19 protein-coding genes are annotated in these 19,816 nt (G+C 47.5%); 16 read left to right on the top strand and 3 right to left on the bottom strand.

What is annotated here, in order from left to right:
* Positions 1–116: 116 nt before the first annotated feature.
* From M3629_RS26435 to M3629_RS26410, 6 genes are all read left to right on the top strand, one after another.
* Positions 117–473: an SdpI family protein gene (locus tag M3629_RS26435; protein ID WP_251511690.1), complete on the top strand. Its 357-nt coding sequence runs from the start codon at positions 117–119 to the stop codon at positions 471–473.
* 303 nt (positions 474–776) lie between these two features.
* Complete coding sequence (locus tag M3629_RS26430) at positions 777–1,226, top strand: MerR family transcriptional regulator (protein WP_251511687.1); 450 nt, start codon at positions 777–779, stop codon at positions 1,224–1,226.
* A gap of 254 nt (positions 1,227–1,480) precedes the next feature.
* Positions 1,481–2,701 (top strand): MFS transporter, encoded by a 1,221-nt coding sequence (locus M3629_RS26425; RefSeq protein WP_154892178.1) that lies wholly within the window; start codon positions 1,481–1,483, stop codon positions 2,699–2,701.
* Between the two features lie 94 nt (positions 2,702–2,795).
* The gene (locus tag M3629_RS26420) at positions 2,796–3,218 is read left to right on the top strand and encodes a universal stress protein (protein WP_251511684.1); all 423 of its coding nucleotides are present in this window, start codon (positions 2,796–2,798) and stop codon (positions 3,216–3,218) included.
* 177 nt (positions 3,219–3,395) lie between these two features.
* On the top strand, positions 3,396–4,820 hold the full coding sequence (locus M3629_RS26415; protein WP_251511682.1) for an aldehyde dehydrogenase family protein: 1,425 nt from the start codon (positions 3,396–3,398) through the stop codon (positions 4,818–4,820).
* Positions 4,821–5,175: 355 nt separating this feature from the next.
* Positions 5,176–5,943: a MerR family transcriptional regulator gene (locus M3629_RS26410; RefSeq protein ID WP_090924914.1), complete on the top strand. Its 768-nt coding sequence runs from the start codon at positions 5,176–5,178 to the stop codon at positions 5,941–5,943.
* Between the two features lie 184 nt (positions 5,944–6,127).
* Here M3629_RS26410 and M3629_RS26405 read toward each other — a convergent pair whose 3' ends face one another.
* On the bottom strand, positions 6,128–6,607 hold the full coding sequence (locus tag M3629_RS26405; protein ID WP_251511679.1) for a GAF domain-containing protein: 480 nt from the start codon (positions 6,605–6,607) through the stop codon (positions 6,128–6,130).
* A gap of 187 nt (positions 6,608–6,794) precedes the next feature.
* Here M3629_RS26405 and M3629_RS26400 point away from each other — a divergent pair, with 187 nt between their 5' ends.
* The 4 genes from M3629_RS26400 (at position 6,795) to M3629_RS26385 (ending at position 10,343) form a co-directional block, all read left to right on the top strand.
* The gene (locus M3629_RS26400) at positions 6,795–7,091 is read left to right on the top strand and encodes a hypothetical protein (protein ID WP_090924916.1); all 297 of its coding nucleotides are present in this window, start codon (positions 6,795–6,797) and stop codon (positions 7,089–7,091) included.
* 233 nt (positions 7,092–7,324) lie between these two features.
* Positions 7,325–7,897, top strand: coding sequence for a GNAT family N-acetyltransferase (locus M3629_RS26395; protein ID WP_123066828.1), 573 nt, complete (start codon positions 7,325–7,327; stop codon positions 7,895–7,897).
* Between the two features lie 238 nt (positions 7,898–8,135).
* Entirely contained in the window at positions 8,136–9,692 is a 1,557-nt protein-coding gene (locus tag M3629_RS26390) for an MDR family MFS transporter (RefSeq protein WP_435368279.1), read from the top strand.
* A 159-nt stretch (positions 9,693–9,851) separates the two neighbouring features.
* Positions 9,852–10,343: a hypothetical protein gene (locus M3629_RS26385; RefSeq protein ID WP_251511677.1), complete on the top strand. Its 492-nt coding sequence runs from the start codon at positions 9,852–9,854 to the stop codon at positions 10,341–10,343.
* A 98-nt stretch (positions 10,344–10,441) separates the two neighbouring features.
* Here M3629_RS26385 and M3629_RS26380 read toward each other — a convergent pair whose 3' ends face one another.
* Entirely contained in the window at positions 10,442–10,903 is a 462-nt protein-coding gene (locus M3629_RS26380; protein WP_090924920.1) for a MarR family winged helix-turn-helix transcriptional regulator, read from the bottom strand.
* A 463-nt stretch (positions 10,904–11,366) separates the two neighbouring features.
* Between M3629_RS26380 and M3629_RS26375 the strand changes: the two genes are divergently transcribed.
* The 6 genes from M3629_RS26375 to M3629_RS26350 all read left to right on the top strand — a co-directional run bounded on the left by M3629_RS26375 (position 11,367) and on the right by M3629_RS26350 (position 18,156).
* Positions 11,367–12,698, top strand: coding sequence for an MFS transporter (locus tag M3629_RS26375; RefSeq protein WP_251511674.1), 1,332 nt, complete (start codon positions 11,367–11,369; stop codon positions 12,696–12,698).
* A 200-nt stretch (positions 12,699–12,898) separates the two neighbouring features.
* Positions 12,899–14,239, top strand: a complete 1,341-nt coding sequence (locus M3629_RS26370; protein WP_251511671.1) for a hypothetical protein — start codon at positions 12,899–12,901, stop codon at positions 14,237–14,239.
* A 49-nt stretch (positions 14,240–14,288) separates the two neighbouring features.
* On the top strand, positions 14,289–15,332 hold the full coding sequence (locus M3629_RS26365) for a hypothetical protein (RefSeq protein WP_251511669.1): 1,044 nt from the start codon (positions 14,289–14,291) through the stop codon (positions 15,330–15,332).
* A gap of 191 nt (positions 15,333–15,523) precedes the next feature.
* Complete coding sequence (locus tag M3629_RS26360; protein ID WP_251511666.1) at positions 15,524–16,261, top strand: ABC transporter ATP-binding protein; 738 nt, start codon at positions 15,524–15,526, stop codon at positions 16,259–16,261.
* A gap of 16 nt (positions 16,262–16,277) precedes the next feature.
* Entirely contained in the window at positions 16,278–17,534 is a 1,257-nt protein-coding gene (locus M3629_RS26355) for an ABC transporter permease (RefSeq protein WP_251511663.1), read from the top strand.
* Positions 17,535–17,745: 211 nt separating this feature from the next.
* Complete coding sequence (locus M3629_RS26350) at positions 17,746–18,156, top strand: hypothetical protein (protein ID WP_251511660.1); 411 nt, start codon at positions 17,746–17,748, stop codon at positions 18,154–18,156.
* A gap of 350 nt (positions 18,157–18,506) precedes the next feature.
* Here the strand turns inward: M3629_RS26350 and M3629_RS26345 are convergent, their stop codons facing one another.
* A complete protein-coding gene (locus tag M3629_RS26345) occupies positions 18,507–19,775 on the bottom strand; it encodes an NAD(P)/FAD-dependent oxidoreductase (RefSeq protein ID WP_251511659.1) in 1,269 nt (422 codons plus the stop codon).
* Between the last annotated feature and the right edge of the window lie 41 nt (positions 19,776–19,816).

Raw genomic sequence — 19,816 nt, 5'->3', positions numbered from 1 at the left:
GGTTTGAAACGTACATCACGGCTCTGCGTATATACGTAGAGCCGTTTTACTTTATTTATGGCAGACTGTGAACCGAATTGGCCTGAGAGCTAAAGTGAAAAGAAGGAGCGAGTATTTTGGCAGGAGCATTCGTGGGGATTATATGCGGAGTATGTTATTTCATTTTGGGATTGATGGTGTATAAGAAGCCGCCAAAACAAATTAACGGAATATATGGTTATCGTACACCACGGGCAATGAGCGACCGGGCGCTGTGGGAAGAAGCGCAGCGGTACAGTTCGGCACTGATGATGCAATTTGGAGTTATTATTACCGCTTTTGGTGTGATTGGTTTCTGGCTTACGGATGTGCGTGCGTTGGTACTGAGTCTAGTCGCTGTTGGTTTCTATACCATCAGGCTGTTTACCCGGGTGGAAGGCCGTTTGAAGCAAATGCAAAGGGCACAGCAGGAACAGGACAAGCAAGAGAAATAAGAGAAGTGAGATGAGCAAGGAAAGTAAGATAAGACAAGGTCAGAACAACTAATGTCAGTAAGTACATGCAGAGCAACATGCTTAATGACCTGTATTATCACCGAGATCCGCGTATGCGGGTCTTTTTTTGTCTTTATTTTCTGCTTCTGTTTCAAATACAGAATGGAATGGTCGATTATATCTATCATTTCATGAATAATTTTAACGGTTAAATTCCAAACTAAAATCTAACGTTGACGTTAACGTTAGAATTATATATAATTATGTACATAATATTAATGACATATAAGCGAGGTGGAGTCGATGAGTTTGTTCAAAATTGATGATGTCGCCAAAGCCTGCGGACTGACCAAACGTACCATTCGATATTACGAAGAGATTGGTGTGATGCCTTCACCTCAGCGGACAGACGGCGGAACGAGACTATATTCACAGGATGACATCGACTATTTGAAAAAAGTGGTTCGAGCCAAAGAGGTGCTTGGCTTTTCGTTACAAGAACTTCATGCCTATGTAGCTACGACAGATGTGCTGAACGAGCAACGTTTCGACTATCAGCAGACCACTGAGGTGAAAGAGCGGATCGAAAAGCTCTCCCTGATGGAAGCCACAATGGATGGTCAGTTGCAGTTGCTGGAGCAGAAGCTTCAGAGCATCCATGCTGTACAACAGGAGCTGGAGGAGCTTCGTGGGCGCGTTAGAACGGGCATACAGACGTTGCAAGCCAACGCTCGTGAGAGAAACGAAGATTAAGACGAGTAGCCAACAGAGAAGGCAACAAGAAGCCGAAGTGAAAAGATACGCATAGGGAGCTTTTGCAAGTCTTTATGTGGGAGTGCAGAGCAGTATGGATGAATGCAATACACCGGGATTTCCGGTGTCCTTGTGCTGTTTTTGCAACTCGTTTTCTGAAAAAAAACAAGAAAACTCATGAAAATACAACTAATCAATTGTTCTTAATTATTTTCACCGTCTCAACATTACACATTACATCGGAGGAATGACCTATGAAAAGAGAACCATCACTACCTGACGAATTTCCCTCATCCCGTGGAGGTCTGCTGTCCCAACCACGAGCAGTCTGGGCTGTAGCCTTCGCCTGTATCATCTCGTTTATGGGCCTGGGCTTGGTAGACCCGATTCTGCCAGCCATTGCGGATCAGCTACACGCGTCCAAAAGCCAGGTGTCCTTGCTATTTACCAGCTATAACGCGGTAACAGGGATCGCCATGCTGATTACGGGTGTGGTTTCCAGCCGGATAGGCGTGAAATGGACACTGCTCAGCGGTATATTGCTGATTATTGTATTTTCGTTCCTTGGCGGTACATCTGACACAGTCGGAGCGCTGGTTGGTTATCGCGGGGGCTGGGGACTCGGGAATGCCTTGTTCATCGCCACCGCGTTGTCAGCTATTGTTGGCTTGTCCACGTCAGGGACAGCCAAGGCTATTATTTTATACGAAGCAGCACTGGGGCTAGGAATTGCCGTTGGTCCGCTACTTGGCGGGGAACTGGGTTCGATCTCTTGGCGCGGCCCGTTCTACGGAGTAGCTGTACTGATGGCAATTGCGTTTATCAGCATCATGTTTATGTTGCCCAAAATGGCTAAACCGAAAACACGCAGCACGTTATCCGATCCGTTCAAAGCGCTCGGGTACCCTTCACTGAAAACGTTGGCGATAACCGCCTTTTTATATAACTTTGGATTCTTTACGTTGATGGCGTACTCCCCTTATGTCATGAAACTGGATGAACACGGCCTTGGGTATGTTTTCTTCGGATGGGGATTGATGCTGGCGATTACGTCCGTCTTTGTGGCACCGAAGCTGCAGCGCCGATTTGGCTCCGTGCCTTCCATGAGTGTCATGCTCACGTTGTTTGCGCTGGACTTGCTGGTGATGGCTGTGGGTACGGTAATGGGCTCATCGGTGACAGTTATTGTTGCGGTGATCGTAGCAGGGATCTTCCTTGGAATAAACAATACGTTGATCACAACGGCTGTGATGGAGGCCGCTCCAGTGGAGCGCTCCGTAGCCTCTGCGGCGTACAGTTTTGTGCGGTTTATGGGCGGTGCACTAGCCCCGTGGCTTGCGGGTAAATTGTCAGAATGGTTTTTGCCAGAAACTCCGTTTTACTTCGGTGCGCTAATGGTGCTGATCGGTGTTGCTGTATTGTTGATGCGTCGTCGTCACCTGCGGGATATTGATGCGTCCATCACAGCTCATTAAGAGTTGGTTTATGGCTACAGGAAATTAGTACGAGCGCAACGCGTTGATAGAATGTAGATGTGTAGGACCGATAAACAGACTGGAGGATATGGGTATGCTAAAACAAATATTGGTCGCTGTAGATGAATCGGATCATGCGAAAAAGGCGCTGGAACAGGCTCTGATGCTGGCTGAAAAGATGAAACATCCTGTCAGTCTGGCCATCTTGCACGTGAATCCTTCCATTTCAATTAACGAACCAGTGCTTGGCGTTGATTTAGAGGAACGCATCGCTGAAGAAGGAAAGCACATTATGGAGCCAGTGATTGAACAAATGGTTGGTCGTGGTGTCGCCTACGAGACATTGCTCGTTGCAGGTGATCCTGTGACAGAAATCTGCCGGATGGCAAGTGAGCGGAAATGTGACCTGATTGTGATAGGCACCGGGGGGAAAAGTGTGCTGGCAGAGATTGTAGTCGGCAGTGTCAGCCATGGTGTGCTGAAGCATGCCGAATGTCCGGTACTGACGGTGAAATAAAGCAACAATTTTTCTAAAGATCATCCACCACACAGCCCTACCAACAACCAGTACCGAGTAACTTATATCGTTTCGTCAACTGGGTGGAAGAGGGCGAAATGGTGTATAACTAGAGTAGAGTTATGTAAGGAAGGTAGTTGCTCGCGAATCGAATGAACGGGAACGGAGGATGCGTTTATGAAAAAACAACATCTGTTTATCGGCGGTAAGTATACCGAATCGGTACACTATACAACACTTCGAGCACCTTATTCCGGGGAAACGCTGGCAGAAGTGGCTTCGGCGTCGGCGGAGGAGACTGAAGCCGCCATTGCGGCGGCTGTGAAGGCACGTAAAGCGATGCGCCAGATGCCTGCACATCAGCGTGCAGATTTGCTGTACAAGCTGTCGGCCATGCTGGAGGAACGTAAAGAAGAGGCAGCCCGCATCGTTGCATTAGAGGCGGCAAAGCCGATCACGGCGGCAAGAGGCGAGATTGATCGTACAATCGAGACCTATCGGTTTGCTGCCGAAGAGGCAAAACGTTTGACTGGAGAGACCGTTCCGATGGATGCGGCAAAAGGCGGCGAAGGTCGTATTGGTTATACGATGCGGCAGCCGCTCGGGGTGATTGGGGCCATTACACCGTTTAATTTTCCGATGAATCTGGTTGCGCACAAGGTTGGACCCGCACTGGCTGCTGGAAATACCATCGTGCTTAAACCTGCGGAACAGACTCCGCTGTCTGCCTATTACATCGCAAACCTGCTCCAAGAGGCAGGGTTGCCAGACGGAGCACTGAATGTGGTGAGCGGTGATGGTAAAACAATTGGCGATGTACTTGTGAGCCATCCGGATGTAGCTTATCTTACCTTCACAGGTAGCCCAGCCGTAGGAACAAACATCCGCAGCAACGCAGGACTGAAACGTGTTACGCTGGAGCTGGGTTCCAATGCGGCTGTCATTGTAGACAAAGATGCGGATCTCGACAAGGTCATCCCGCGCAGCGTCACGGGAGCTTTCACATATCAGGGCCAGGTATGCATTTCATTACAGCGCATCTATGTGCATCAGTCGATTGCCGAGCCATTTATTAAGCGCTTTGCCGAAGCTGCTGAACAGGTTGTGATCGGTGATCCGCTGAACGAGGATACGGTCGTATCAGCACTCATTACATCTAAGGATGTACAACGTACTCTGGACTGGATTGAAGAAGCGAAACAGGCAGGGGCAACCGTGGTCGCAGGTGGTGCGGCTGAAGGAGGCGTATTGCGTCCAACCGTGCTTGCGAATGTGCCACGCGATGCAAAGGTTTCTTGTCAGGAAGTGTTTGCACCGATTGTTGTGATTAACACGGTTGATTCCGTAGAAGAAGGCATTCAGCATGTTAACGACTCTATGTATGGACTTCAAGCTGGGGTATTCACGAATGACATTCAAACGGCACTTCGAGCTGTGGATGACATTGAAGCGGGCGGCGTAATGATTAATGATATCCCGACATTCCGGGTAGATCATATGCCGTATGGCGGTGTGAAGCAAAGTGGCATCGGGCGTGAAGGTGTGAAATATGCAACGGAAGAAATGACGGAATTGAAGTTTGTCATGTTTAACAAAAATTAAGTGAGTTCATCGCTCGTAATAAACCGATCATATGAAATTTTCGAAGATCCTGTATCCATCTCATGGTGCAGGATTTTTGCTTGTAATTTTATATCACAAACGATCGATATCCGCTTAAAATTTCCTGAAAAAAACGATCATTTTTCTGCACTGACTATAGGTTCACAATGGGTGAGAAGGGTATAAAATAGGTAACATCCTGCAAGCAACTGTCTGAACCCGTTGAATTTCATAGGGCATGGATGCACGCATTTTCAACTGCGTTTTCAATTCTTTTGTATCTTTTTAAATATATCGGAAGCAATACGGCGGGTGAACACACAGAGCACGCATAACAGGTAGGAGGTGAATTCATATGGCGTATTCTATGACGGATGTATCGGGTATGTCAGGTGTGAGCCTGAGTGAGTTAAGTCATTATGCGGAGCTGGGGTTATTGTCCCCTGCCTTTCGTGGACTGGATGAGGATATTTATTATGAAAAAAAAGAGTTGCTGACGCTGCAGCAGATTCTGTTCTGCAAGGAAGCAGGAGTAGCGGAGGAAGAGATCGGCTCTATGCTTAAAGAAGAGCCTGTGGAGATCATCCGTGTCATGCGGCAACATCGTATCCGAATTTTGGAGGAAGCACTTCGCCTGCACGGTTTGATCCAAACGCTGGATCGAACTGTTTCTTATCTGCAAGGGGAAGAGACGATAGAGGAGCACGAACTCTACCATGGCTTCGAACATAATACGCGTCATGCCAGATTGCCAGAAGCAGGTCAAACACAGCACTTGCCTGAGACCCTGCCGTCACGTGAATCGAAAGCGGAGAAGATCGAGTTGAAATCCAAAGAGGATTTTTTGGACTCACAGACCAGAATCGATCAGATTCATCTGGATCTGAAACAGGCGCTGGAGCTTGGGCTTGAACCGGGCAATCCGGCTGTGCAGGAGATTATTGGAAGACACCTTGAATGGATTAAAGGATATTACACACCTACGGCTGAGATTTATCGGGATTTGGCCAATCTGTACGTGGAGCACCGCGATTTTCGGAACATGTATGACGGTTATCATCCAAGACTGGCAGAATTTCTGCGAGAGGGAATGATCATCAAAGCGTCACAGGATCTATCCTGAATGCATAAAGTAACATGGGCGGGCAAGATGATTTGGTAAGAACATTGGTAATAGCATTCGTAAGAACATAATAACAAAAAGCGCAGACCTCCAAAAGGGCTGCGCTTTTTGTTCGTACATATGGATATCACCTGGTGAGGACAGAGTCCTCTTGTTTACTTGAATAGGAGATGAATAGGACGGTTTACAGTTGTCCGACGAGCAAGCTAACCGCTTTTTCCAGGAAGATACGATCCTCATCGTCAAAACGGTTTTTGATCGGGCTGTCGATATCGAGTACGCCATATAATTGTCCGTCTTTGATGATCGGAACAACGATCTCACTGTTGGATGCAGCATCACAGGCGATATGACCTGGAAAAGCATGCACATCATCAACAACGAGTGTGCGTCTCTCCGCAGCAGATGTGCCGCATACCCCGCGTCCAAGTGGAATGCGGATGCAAGCAGGCAATCCCTGAAACGGTCCGAGGACCAGTTCTTTTCCATCATACAGATAGAATCCGACCCAGTTGGTGTCGGTTAGAAATACATTGAGCAGCGCAGCAGCGTTAGCCAGATTGGCAATCGCACTAGGTTCATCGCGGATCAGAGCACTTAACTGTCCCAGGACGGCGGTGTGCTGCTCGCTTCGTGTTCCTTCATAGGAAACAGCTTGAAACATGGTGAATCACCCTCCCGAGCAAAAATGGTACTTATTTTCAAGATAGTGCAGTAGATGCGGTTAGTCAAGCAGAATGATTTTGGAAAGAGATGACAGTACCTGGATTATGCGCCTGTTTCTTCGCTTCTTTCGCGGGGTAATTACTTAGCAACCAAGAAGGGCTACAACCCGGGAAGGAGCTTAGCTTATGCATGCAGAAGTACAGAATCTATTTGTACGAATTCATCTTCTATATTTTGCCCAAAATCAGGATTTAAACGTAAGCGACGCGTTGCCTTTGTTAGAAGAGCGAGGATATCGCGTGGGTGAACGTGAGATCAAGCAGGAGCTTGAACACCTGACGCAAGAGAACTTCCTGACTGCCCACGGAGATCAGTGGAGCCTTACCGGGACAGGCATTGAGGAGTATAAGGAAATTGTTACTGTACTTGGTCGGGTGAGCGAAGAATTGTTGCCTGACAGCAAGAAGGCCTCTCCGGCGTAAAACTGTTGCAGATCAGGTTTTGCGAGCAACTGAGCAAATAAAGATTGATTCTCGGCATAGAACAGGACAACCTGTGCTGGTGGATTCATAGGTACATCAAGACCGGGAGCGGATGCGCCCGGTTTTTTGATATGATCAGAAGAGTGAACAGTTGCCAATTGGTGCAGGTTATGGTTAGATGGCTAATGAATCTTATGGTCTGCAAGAGAAGAATCGGATCGGAGTGTCAAGTGATGTATAAATGTAAAGGAAGAATCCCGGAAATGGAGACACCGCGGCTACGTTTACGCAAAATGCGCCGCAAGGATGCTGCCCAGATGTTCGTACACTGGTCCGACCGGGAAGTTACACGGTATATGAATCTCGCGCCCATGATTGGGACAAGCGAGGCGGCCGATATGATCGGGCTACTCAATCATATGGCAGGGGAAGAAGACGCCATTCGGTGGGGCATTGAACTGAAAGCTACGGGTAAACTTATCGGTAGTTGCGGATTCAATACCTGGCAGCTGGAAGGGGCATTCCGCGGTGAGATCGGATATGAGCTGGGCCGTGAGTACTGGCGTTACGGCTATATGTCTGAGGCATTCACAGCGCTGCTACCCTTTGGTTATGAGACGATGGGATTGAACCGGATTGAAGCTCTTGTGGACCCACGTAACGCGGCCTCAGGAACTTTCCTGACAAGCCAGGGATTTACAAGAGAGGGCCTGCTTCGCCAGGTACAGCATACGTCTACGGGATACAAGGACATGGTGATGTACTCGCTATTATATGATGAGTTCCTTCGCAATAAGAGAAAGTAGTGGCAAGGAAGGTAGGAAAAGATACTTAATTTATTTTGAGATTACACATTAACGAAGAAACAAAACAAAGCTGGAGAAGTGGAACGTTCACCTAAAAGCTTTCGGAACGAAAGCTACATCGGAAGCATAGGCTTATCACCAGATTTCTCTTTATAGAAAAGAGATGAAAAAATCTGGGGATAACTGTGATCGAAAGCTTGTTCTGTTTTGGAGCAGAAAGTAAAATCAACTGTTAATTATGTATAAGATTAAAGAGAGAAGGGTTTGTGTGAATACAACAGGAGGTTTGAAGCGCAGTTTCATTCTGGCGGGTTTGCTGCTGGCAACATTTCTGTCCGCGATCGAAGGCACGGTAATCGGTCCGGCGGGTCCAACGATTGTCAGCGAATTGGGGAGCGTGCAACTTCTCAGCTGGATTTTTACGGCATACCTGCTCACGATGGCAGTCAGTACTCCGATTTTTGGCAAAATCAGTGACATATATGGGCGTAAACCCGTTTTTCTCATCGGCTGTGCCTTATTTTTGCTCGGCTCACTCTTATGCTGTCTTTCGCAGAATATGGAGCAACTGATCATCTACCGTGCCATTCAGGGGATTGGGGCAGGCGCTGTAGTACCGGTTACCTTTACGATTATCGGGGATATTTACCGCATTGAGGAACGGGGCAAAATTCAGGGCTGGATCAGCTCGGTATGGGGGATCTCGTCTCTCGTTGGCCCGCTTCTCGGGGGTTATTTTGTGGACAACCTCGGCTGGCAATGGATTTTCGGTTTTAATGTACCCTTTGGCTTGCTCGCAATGTGGTTTGTATTCCGTTACCTCAAAGAGGACATTTCACCGCGTACCGCTAAAATTGACTATGTTGGTGCGCTCACATTCACCGTTGGTATTACAGCCCTGCTCTTTGTTTTATCGGCGGGCGGGCAGTATTACGCATGGAGTTCTCCATTGATTGTGGCACTGAGCATCGTTGCCGTGCTGTTTCTTATCTTGTTTTTTGTGGTGGAAAAAAGAGCTCAGGCCCCGATGGTTCCACTTCATCTGTTCCGTATTCGGGACATCCGGGTGGCGAATATCGCCGGCCTGCTGACCAGCACATTGATGATTGGCTTAACCAGCTATCTGCCACTCTGGGTGCAGGGAGTTCGTGGAGGCAATGCAACCGAGTCCGGTTTGCTGCTCGCGCCTATGTCCGTTGGCTGGCTGATCGGTAGCGTATGGGCAGGCCGATTGTTGCTCAAGATTGGATCACGGCTGACCAGCTTAATCGGACTTACCGGGATCGCCATTGGTTCAGGTGGGCTGTTCTTAGTTGGTGGAACCTCGCCACAAGCTGTGTTGTTTATTCTGACCTTCATTTATGGTCTTGGTTTTGGTTTTGCCTTTACGATCTTTACGATTATCGCGCAGTCGTCTGTGGGGTACAAAGAGCGTGGTTCTTCAACGGCACTGCATACGTTCATGCGTACACTCGGCCAGACGATCGGGGCAGCAGCATTTGGAACGTGGTTGAACTTCCGTATCTCAACACTGTCGAGTGAACAAAATTTGGTGGCGTCAGGTATATCGGAGAAGGATCTGAATGAGCTGCTTGCACCGCATACGGATGTTGCGTTATCGGACGAGAAGTGGGCGTTGCTACGCAGTGTACTGGAGGGTAGCTTGCACTCCTTGTTTGTCATCATGTTTGTTATTGCGGTCGTTTCATGGGTCACTACGCTGGCCTTGCGCAAAAGGCTAATTGTTCCTGAGGATGCAGATGCCCCGCCGCAAGTGGAAGCTATGCAGAAGTGACTGACATGCTGGGAGAAGGAATGGAAATGCACCCAAAAACCATGGGATTCAAGGATCGATGCATATTTTCGCTATGTACTAAAAGCAGCTGAACATCAGCTGCTTTTTATATTTCAATGGGTTTGGTATGATGAACTGGAAAAAGGAGGATGATGTGAATTGAGCAACCCGAAGTGGCTAGCCCTGCATTCCGTTTCCTTTCCTGTCCGTATCTTCTCAGCATTGCTGACTTGTATTTCAATCTCTGTCATTATGGTTTTTATTAACTATGTACCGGTTGCCGAGCGAATGGAGAATACGTACTATTATCCGCTATGGTATTCATTAGTTATAGCTGGACTGATTACTCTAGCAATCGCCATTTTTCTTATTCTTCCGCTGTCACTTTTGACGGATGCGGTGACTCTGTCCTTAGCGCGACGATTCAAGGGAGTTGCGATGCAGGTTGTTTCCATCATGATTGGTTATGTTCTGTTAGCAGGATCAAGCGGTGTTCTGTTCTCTGTTTTTGTGTTTCGGGGAAATACGTTTCTTTATATGAACGCGATTCGCCAGATTTGTATCATGACCCTGATCTTTCTGTTCTGGCAATATATTTTGAGGGCTGGGTCTCATTGGCTAAAAAATAATAAACAAGCAAAAACCGGATGAGCCTTGGTCAGGCCCATCCGGTTTTTGCATCTCTACCACTCTTTTAAGTTATCCAACGTAAACCTGTTTACCTGGCTCGGATGTGGCGTGCATACGTTCTAGCTGCTTGCTGACAGACTTTCTGCACCATGCGCCAGTCTTCCCAAAAGCTCGGACAGCAGTTCTTTGTCCTCTTCGCTTAGACCACTGACTGCGCGATCAATCTTGACCGCATATCCTGGATAGATGTCATCCATCGTGCGCTGGCCTTCTTCTGTCAGTTCGACAAAAATGATTCGTCTGTCTTGTGGACAATGTTTGCGGCGTAGAAGCCCTTTTTGCTCCAGCTTGTCAATGACATAGGTAACGTTCCCACTCTGCAACAGCAGTTGAGCTCCTACCTGCTGGATCGGTTGTGCTCCTTTCATATATAACACTTCGAGCACTCCGTAGGCAGTCGGGTTAAAGCCATGTACTTTACTTCCAGATACAGCGTGTTCATTCACACTTTTGAACGTATGAGCCAGGGTGCGGTACAGATGAAGTGAACGTTCTGTCCCGATCTCTTGTAATTCCAGCATGCTGATCCCGCCTTTCAGTGTATTTATATAAGTTGACATGATATATGAAGGTTCTCTTTGCTGTATAAGTTTGAACTAAGGTTAATTTACCGGTACATCAAGTTAAACCTATACAAAGCGTTTAGTAAAAGATCAGATCAACTTATATGAGTTGGATCATTATATCGATTGACGAATCAGAGGATCGTCATATATTCATTGTAGACCTCAATTTGGCCGAAAAACATGCGATATGTCACAAGATTTGCATTTTTAGCATTTAAAATTTGATCATTTGTCACGATTTTGGATACATATTTCGATTGGAGCAACCAAATGGATTAGAGTGCAGAATACCAGGGGAATGAAAAATCATCCCGTGGATGTTCTATCATCTCCGACTCGGGCAGGAGGTTCTACCCGAGTCTCTTTTATATAATCATTTTCATATTAAACATTCGGAAAATGATGGAGGAGAAGTGAGATGACGAATTACACTTTAACGGGTCAAGGGACACTGAAACAGAATCGTGCATTCATGACATTAATGGTATCTCAGGCGATATCCAACTTGGGGGATTGGCTACACCTGTTGGCTATTTTCACACTGGTAGGGCTTCGCTGGAATGCAACGCCTTGGGAGATCACGTTTGTAATGTTATCTGCGGCACTGCCGATGCTACTCACAGGGCCGTTTGCCGGTGCTCTGGCAGATCGCCTGAACCGAAAATGGATGATGATAACAGCGGATGGCGCAAGAATTATTATTGTAGGTGCATTTATTTTTGCGGATCAGATCTGGCATGTTTATGTGTTGCTTATTCTTAAATCTCTATTTGATATCATGTTCTCACCCGCCAAGAACGGTAAGTTAAAAGAAATTGTGCCGCATCACCAGCTTGCTCAAGCGGTTTCCATTAGCTCGGTGATTGAACAGATGTCCAAAATTATCGGACCGGCGCTGGGCGGATTACTTGTAGCCGGGTTTGGGATTACGTGGTGTTTTGTGCTGGATGCATCGTCATTTCTGATTTCTGGCCTCATTTTATTGTGGATTCCTGGACATCGGGTGATCCAACGGACGAATTCTGACGTAACAGAAGTAGAGGAAGAGACAGCAGGATCGATTCAAGTCAAACAATCCTTTTGGAAAGAAACACTTGAAGGTATCCGAATGCTAGCTTCTCTGCCTCATGTTGGAACGTCACTTTTTTTACTAGCAGCTGCGATTTTATTTCTGCAATTTGCCGATTCACAGACTGTCATTTTGTTCAGGCAACTTCCCGGCATTTCAGGTGATCTGCTTGGATGGTGTGTTGCGGCAAGTGGTGTCGGCACGTTAATTGCGGCGATGAGTGTCCGAAAATGGAAAACAGCGAGCCACGGGTTAAAAATGGGGTTAGGTACCGCTGTAACAGGTTTTGTCATTGGAACGGCTGGATTAGTCGTGGTTGTATGGCCTTCAGCAGGAATAGGCGCACAGCTGCTTCTTATTTCGCTGTTTGCCTTGGCGGGTGTGGGTATCGGGTTTGCAGTCGTGCCTTTTCAGATTCTGCTGCAAGAACAGACCCCTGAGCCGATGACAGGCAGGGTATTTGGTACCGTAGGCAGTGTGATGACAACGAGCAACATTCTCGGCCCTGTGGCTGGCGGGTTATTAGTGACTTCGTTTGGTGTCGTGCCTGCGTTTGTAAGTTCAGGTATTCTGTTGACACTGCTGGGTTTACTGTATTTGTTGAAGCCAAGAGCGAAGTGTGGAGAAGATCTGGAGGCAGTTCTTCCGGCGAAGTCTGTGGCAACCAGAGAGGTGTCGTAAGGTCGTTTTTGAGAGGTAATCATTGCGCATGAAGGCGGGAATTGATTTAAATTTAAAATATTTTTACTGAGAAATCGTTTGAGGAAAAGCCTTCATGTTTAATGAGGAACAGGCAGAAATCCCTGTATTCTAATTAATCCTAGGGGAAAACTCATATGCCTTGTCCCACCAACGCTAGCGCGGAAAGGGGGTGAAGCAACTTGAACTTAAAAGGGAAATTACCCAGATCGATCACTCGTCTGGCAAGCATTCCGTTAGCCATTTTGGCCGGAACGTTGGTTATGGGCATCGGTTCATCGCATGCATATGCAGATGATGCTCCGAATCAGGCGGATTCAAGCAAACCGTCCAGCGGATTGTCACTGAACCTTTTTTCACACGATGCAGATGGCAGTCTTGATCTGACTCCATCGATATCTCTATCCACACCACTGCTGGATGTAGAAGTTCCTTCGATCCAAACGAATGCATCTACCGGCAAGCTAAGTGTATCTGAATTGAAGGTCGATACACCGCTTGGATCGGCAGGAACATCGCAGATTGGCATCGATGCGAAGCAAGGGACGGTGGATCTTCCTTCTGTACAAGCAGACACGCCTGTCATTCGAGCAGATGTGTCCAGCAGTCAGGTGAATCTACAAGAAGGAACAGCTTCCTTGCCTGAAATTAAAGCCGAGGTTCCCGAGGTCATCAAAGCAGAGACGTCTGCTGTACAAACAGACCTGCGGCAAGGCAAGGTTGAACTTCCTTCCGTGAAAGTTGATGTTACTGAAGTTGCATCGGTGGATGTCAGGGCATCAGGTGTAAATCTGAGTGAAGGCAAAGTACAGCTTCCAAAGGTGAAAGCAAAAGTGCCTGCTACTGGTGTAACCGCGGAAATTGAACCTAGTAAAGGCAAGGTTGAACTTCCGGCGGTGAAACCGGAGCAACCCGAGAATACTTCAGAGCAGCCTAATAAGGTAGTCGATTCACCTTCCTCTCAGGGCAAAGTGAGTGGACAGAACACGGCACAAGATGAAATACATGTTACAGGTCAGGTGATGGATCGTGAGATCAATCCGGACTCGGTAACCGAACCCGCTGTTTCTCAGGCTGTGCCTGTGAAGCAGGATGGTCTGAACCAACGTGCTGAGGAGACGAATTCAAACGTATCTTTACTGGATAATGAATGGTTGCAGATGGATCCTTCGTTTGGTAAATCAACAGCCGAGAACCAAGGTCAGGCGAATCTGAATGCCGATCAGACATTGCCTGAAAAGCAGGATGAAGCCTCTGCACCATGGCAACCACGGGCAGAACGACCGGCCAACTGGTCTGTTATGGCAATAGCTCCCTTTGCTACTTCCACAGGTACAAGCTCCGGTTCAGCCGGTGTGACGGGGGGCGGAGCATCCGTCCCGGCTGTAGCATTGCCTTTGGCGATAACAAGTCCGGTGATGCCGGGTTATAATTTTGCTTTTGATATGGAACGTTTGGATGGTTTCAGCCAGTGGTCACAAGCTCCGCCAGGTCAGCCGCCGAAATATACCTCTTTCTCATAAACAACAATGGCGTTCATTCAACCAAAAATGAGAAGGAGTGTATATTATCATGAAAAAAGTGAATCGTTGGGTAAAATTGTCGGTATTGTCGGGTACGTTGGTAGCTGGATTGCTGGGAGCTTCACAGGCTACCTATGCAGATAGTTATAACAGCAACAGCAGCGGTAATTTGGATTTGAATGCAGGTCTGCGTCTGGAACTGGGATCATTGTTGTCGGGACAACGTGACGTTGGTTACGGGAATGCTGGCAGCTACGGGGGTTCCTCCAGTGCAAGCGGTGCATTAAATCTAGATCTAGGACTCAATGCTGGTGTATCCGCCAAGAACATGAACCGTTACAATGGCCAATCTTCGGACATTACAAGTGAATACAGTAGCTCTGGCAAACTGGGCCTCGGCTTGAATGCCAATGTGTCGGGAGAAGCAGCAACGATGAACGAGTATTCACGAGACGGTCAGCCACGCAACGCAAGTAGCAATTACGCTAGCGAAAGCCGCGGCAAGCTCGATCTGGGTCTGAACGCGAAAGCGAAAGGGGAGAGTGCAACAATGGCTCAATCCGAACGCAATAGTAACGTGAACGACCGTGAGCGTACCGCAAGCAGCAGCTATGCCAGCGAGAGTCGCGGCATGCTGGGTCTCGGTCTGAACGTGAAAGCCGAAGGAGAGAGTGCAACAATGGCTCAATCCGAACGCAATAGTAACGTGAACGACCGTGAGCGTACCGCAAGCAGCAGCTATGCCAGCGAAAGTCGCGGCATGTTGGATCTGGGTCTGAACGCGAAAGCGAAAGGGGAGAGTGCAACAATGGCTCAATCCGAAAGCAACAGTAATGTGAATGACCGTGAGCGCACAGCGAACAGCAGTTATGCCAGCGAAAGTCGCGGCATGCTGGATCTGGGTCTGAACGCGAAAGCAAAAGGGGAGAGTGCAACAATGGCTCAATCCGAACGCAATAGTAATGTGAATGACCGTGAGCGCACAGCGAACAGCAGTTATGCCAGCGAAAGTCGCGGCATGCTGGATCTGGGTCTGAACGCTAATGCGGATGTAGAAAGCGAAACGATGACTATGGTGGAGAGCAATCGATAATATGAGTTTTTCACTGTAATATGAAGAAGCAGGGGCTCCGGAACCCCTGCTTCTTTTTTATGGGACTAGAATGATCCATAGAAATGAATGGTCTACTTTTTGCTCAAATTAATCAAACATGGCACTCAAAACTCATTTACAATATAAATAGTTCATCACGTATAAAAAGGACAAGAACAGGAGTGTTAAGCATGCAGCACGTATCGCAGGAAGAAACTGCTTTACCCGGTTCCATCCTGAACGTACATATTCGCGAAGCTGGTTACGCGCCAGGGCAGTCTACGATCCGGAATATTCGGATGCACGTGGCGCCGGGAGAATTGGTCGGGATTATCGGGCCTAATGGCGCGGGTAAAAGTACAACCATTAAGACATTGCTTGGACTGCTGGAGCATGCCGATTATGATGTAACCATTGGTGGAAAAGGGCGTTACGCCTACATTCCCGAGCAGCCTGTTTTTTACGAGTATATGACTTTGTGGGAACACCTTGATCTGGCTGCCGCAGCGTATGAAATAGAAGAAGAAGTATTTGTGGCGAGAGCAGAGGAATTGTTAGTCCGTTTTGGCATGGATCATGTCCGCAATGATCTCCCAGCAAGTTTCTCCAAAGGTATGCGACAGAAAATGATGCTCATGATCGGATTTCTCTCCTCACCGGATATCTATATTGTGGACGAGCCATTTATCGGTTTAGATCCTCGTGCAACGAAGGACTTTCTGAAATTACTTGATGATGAGCGCCGCCGCGGGGCGGGCGTGTTAATGTCTACACATGTGCTGGATACGGCAGAACGGATCTGTGACCGTTTCATTCTGATTGCTGCCGGCAGGTCGGCGGCGGAAGGAACATTGGATGAGATTCGGGCTACGGCGGAAATGCCGGAAGCGTCGTTGTTTGATTGTTTTGACACCTTAACATCGGATTGAAGAGAGGAGAGGCCTGATGGTGGAGCCCAAACGTTATACCCCGCATCTTCTATATCAGAGAAGAAAGAGAGAGCATCTTCGGGAACAGTGGCGCAATCTCAAGCTTGTGGTGGACTGGACAGTCTGGCTGTATCTGCTAGTTCCAGGAATGTTATATTTTATCGGCTACTACGCCAGTCTGTGGACAAAAGCTTTGCCAGCATGGGCAAGCGGGGGCATATCATTCCCTTTAATAACGGGGATTATCGAACTGATCATCCTGACGGGTGGAGTTCTACTTTTTATCGAAGAAGCGGATGTATTATTTTTGAAATCCAGAAGGGTCTGGATGCGAACACTGATGATGCGAGGACTTGTACGGGTAACGGTGTTACAACTTGGAAAAATGATACTCATTACTGTACTGGTTTCACCGCTATTCGTTCGTGTGTATGAAATGTCTCTTTTACAGATTGTGCTGACAAGTATTTGGTTAGGAATCGCAGCATCACTTCAAGTCATTGCTATACATACTATCAAAGTTCGATATACGGGATGGCGGCGCTGGCTCTCATTGATCTCACTTGTGATCGCCATGGGATGGATGACTGTTCGCGCATCAGCTTGGATGTTAGGGGACATGTATACGTGGAAAATCATGCTGAGTATTGCCGCCGTTCTTTTACTGCTCATTACGATGATCCAGATGAGATTACGTATGAAAGGTACGTTTGAAGGCGATGTGCGCGAGGATTTGCGAAGCAGGCTCCGGTTGACTGCACTGATGTTAAGTCAGGCTGTGAGAAAGCCGAAGTCTCCGCAGACACGAACAATCGTTTTTCGTAAACCTCGTAAACTGTTTCGTAAACGCTCCATTCCGAATCGGACGGCAGAGATCGCGTTTAAAGCATTTTTTCGGAATTCCGAGACGTTGAAATTGTACTTGCAACTGGGTGGGTTGTCTATTGCAGCGGTAGCCTTGCCACCGTTTCCGGTCAATGTCATCGTGTGTGGATTACTGGTGATTATGCTAACAGTGATGTTGTACCGTGCGTGGGATGGACTGGCAACCTCGGAGTATGTCCAGCTTGTCACGTATGATTCTGCTGCGTTGCATGAGGCAGGCTCCATCATGGTGCGTATGTTATTGCTTCCACTTGTTGCGCTGATGGGTTATATCATGGGAGTGTTTTGGCTGGACTGGCTTTCCGGTTTTCTAACGGCTGTATGCACAGTAGCATTAGGCTATGGTTCAGTGGCCGTTGCAGGCCTGATCAGACAGACTCGTTCATAATTTGTTTTTGTATCACTAGGCTTGAAAGGAATTTGCTACCCGAAGCGCATAGCGCTTGGTTGAACTGCCCATGCTAATAGAAGAAAAGGGATGTGAAGCACATGAATATTAGGGCGTCCTGTTTATGTATCTCTGGATTCATGGATGTTTTGATTTTCAATAGGTTTCACGGACTGAGGTTAGAAATATCTATAGTGAGGAGAAGTTGAGCATGATGGATAACGGTGAGCTTCAAGTACATTTTTCCGATCCTTCGGCACTGCTTGAGGCAAAAGCAACCTTGGAGGAATTAGGCTATAAGCCATATCAATCTGCACCACTTGAATTATATATTCCGACGAATCGGCAGGACCCGCAATCCGCAGTAGAGATTGTGCAATCACATGGAGGGAGTGCGGTGTTTGCTTCTTCTGTTGATCAACTAGATCAGTTCCAAAACGTATCCATTCCGGCACATCTGGTGAATGAGGACTGGAACGAAGGCTATGCACGCGGCGCAAGCCAAACGGTAAATTACGGTCAAAACGTTGATCAAGGAGTAGACCAAAGCGAGCATAATTATAGTGATGATCCCGTTTATGATGATTCGGCGGATGGATTTTCCGGCAGTGTTAAAGCTTGAAAGTAGCGCTCTCAACAATTGTAATAACGTGACAACAACAGTACCAACATCAGTAGCAAAAACAGTACTAAGAACAATAATAGTAACAGGAGCAATTTCAGTTCTGCACAACATACCACTCCCCAACGATGTTGCATTAGACGGCAAGGTGTATCTGGAACACCAATTAGAGCTGTAAAGAAGAGTTACAACAAAGCAAAGGCACCCCGGTCATGGATCATGACATATGGGGTGTCTTTTGTTTGCGCAAACGTCCGTGTAGTAGCTTTTTTAATGTCCCATCGGCCAGTGCTGTACCTGTGCCCCCGGGCCATGGTCACCGAAAATAAAAAGCAGAAACACCAAATTACCTACGCATTAACATGTCTGTACTCCGCTGCATGCATGCCAGCAGTGTATCCTGTGGAGAAAGCAGCGGTAATGTTATAACCTCCGGTATAACCGTGAATATCGAGTACTTCTCCGCAAAAGAATAGTCCAGGCAGCAGCTTGGATTCCATCGTTTTGGGGTATATTTCCTTTAAGTGAATTCCACCTCCGGTAACAAAGGCTTCTTTGAGCGATCTTGTGCCGTCAACGCGGAAGGTGAAGGATTTCATCAGTTCGCACAGATGGTTTAACATACCTTTAGGGAAATGGTGAAATGTAAGATCATCCCCGATCTCGGCACGTTTCATCAATAGAGGAACCAGACGTTCAGGCACCCATGTTTTCAAAATATTTTTGACGGCCTTGCGTGACTCCTGCTCTAGGCCTTGCTTCACTTGTGCTTCCAGCGCAGCAGGGGTAAAGTCAGGGAAGAGGTCGATACTCATGGTGACCTGTGTATTCCCTGATTTCATCTGAACTTTGCGAATAAACTGACTGCAACGTAGGGCAACCGGGCCGGATACACCAAAATGGGTGAAGAGCATATCTCCCCGGTGAGAAATGACAGTTTTGCCTTTGGCATCGAGTACGGACAGAGCAATGTCACGTAGAGATAAGCCCTGCAATTCCTTGGACTGGATCCAGCTCTCTCCAGATACGATCGGGACCTCGGTTGGATACAATTCTGTGATGGTATGACCAGCTGCCTCGGCCCAAGGGTATCCGTCACCTGTGGAACCGGTTTGCGGCACAGATTTGCCGCCTGTTGCAATAATAACGGAAAGGCCGTGAACGATTTTGCCTGATGCGAGTTTAACACCTTGCACATGCTGGCCGTTCTGAATAAGTTCTTTAACAGGCTCTTTCGTACGGATCTCGACGCCAAGAGAAACAATTTTCCCGACCAGCGCATCAACAACCGTCTTGGCTTTGTCCGTGACGGGGAACATTCTCCCGTTGTCTTCTTCTTTCAAGGCAATGCCGAGATTTTCAAAAAAACGCATGATGCCTTGGTTATCCAGATTTTGAAACGAGCTATATAAAAAACGTCCATTACCCGGAATATGTCGAATAAGCTCATCCGTTTCTTTGGCATTGGTTACATTGCAGCGTCCTCCGCCGGAGATGCCCAGTTTGCGGCCTAATTGATCTCCTTTATCCAGCAACAGCACAGATGCTCCGTGCTCGGCAGCTGCCACACAAGCCATCAGACCAGCGGAACCGCCGCCTATAACGATAACGTCATACATACATGATTACCTTCTTTTTCGATTGATTTTGTCTGTTTTTT

It is taken from the genome of Paenibacillus polysaccharolyticus (assembly GCF_023714295.1).
Classification (GTDB): domain Bacteria; phylum Bacillota; class Bacilli; order Paenibacillales; family Paenibacillaceae; genus Paenibacillus; species Paenibacillus polysaccharolyticus_A.
Note: the sequence above shows the minus strand (reverse complement) of the source record. Positions and strands in the feature narration are given on the sequence as shown.